Below are 694 nucleotides of genomic sequence, written 5' to 3'. Positions count from 1 at the left end.
CTTCTGCAAGCGGACCTGAGCCTGTAATAGCTCAGCCTGCATTGCAGTGTTTTCACGGCGCAGTTGTGTTTCAAATTTAGTTTGTTGATTCAGCCATTCTCTCGACAGTACCGGATAACTTGCAAGTGCATATATTGGATTATATGCAGCGTACAAGACATCCCTTGCTGGCTGAATTACATAAGGCATGCGCCAATCAAAGAACAGCACCACCAAGCATGTAATGACCGCAATAATGAACGAGCGGAAAGATGGCGGGTGTCTTGAAAAAATATTCGGTTGCACCGCCTAATCCTTAAACTTAACCGACGAAAAGCATGTCATGGTTCGGGTTGTCGAAGAATTCCAATACTTTACCACCACCACGGGTTACACAAGTAAGAGGGTCTTCAGCAACAACAACTGGTAAACCGGTTTCTTGAGCTAATAATTTATCAAGGTTACGAAGTAACGCTCCACCACCTGTCAACACAATACCGCGCTCAGCAATATCAGAAGAAAGTTCAGGAGGAGTTTGTTCAAGTGCAGATTTCACCGCGCTTACAATACTTTGTAACGGGTCAGAAATTGCTTGAGTAATTTCGTCAGAAGTTACGGTAATTGCACGAGGTACACCTTCTGCAAGGTTACGGCCACGTACTTCAATTTCTAATGTCGTACCATCAGAAACAGCCATACCAACTTCTTTTTTAAT

The 694-nt window shown here is 43.7% G+C and carries 2 protein-coding genes; both read right to left on the bottom strand.

What is annotated here, in order from left to right; translation table 11 throughout:
* A partial coding sequence (locus ABD296_RS49665) for a hypothetical protein (protein WP_455363889.1) occupies positions 1-285 on the bottom strand: 285 nt, incomplete at its 3' end.
* A gap of 16 nt (positions 286-301) precedes the next feature.
* The coding region (locus tag ABD296_RS49660) for a rod shape-determining protein (protein ID WP_344285566.1) at positions 302-694 on the bottom strand (393 nt) is incomplete at its 5' end.

It is taken from the genome of Actinomadura napierensis, from assembly GCF_039529375.1.
Lineage (GTDB): Bacteria > Actinomycetota > Actinomycetes > Streptosporangiales > Streptosporangiaceae > Spirillospora > Spirillospora napierensis.
Note: the sequence above shows the minus strand (reverse complement) of the source record. Positions and strands in the feature narration are given on the sequence as shown.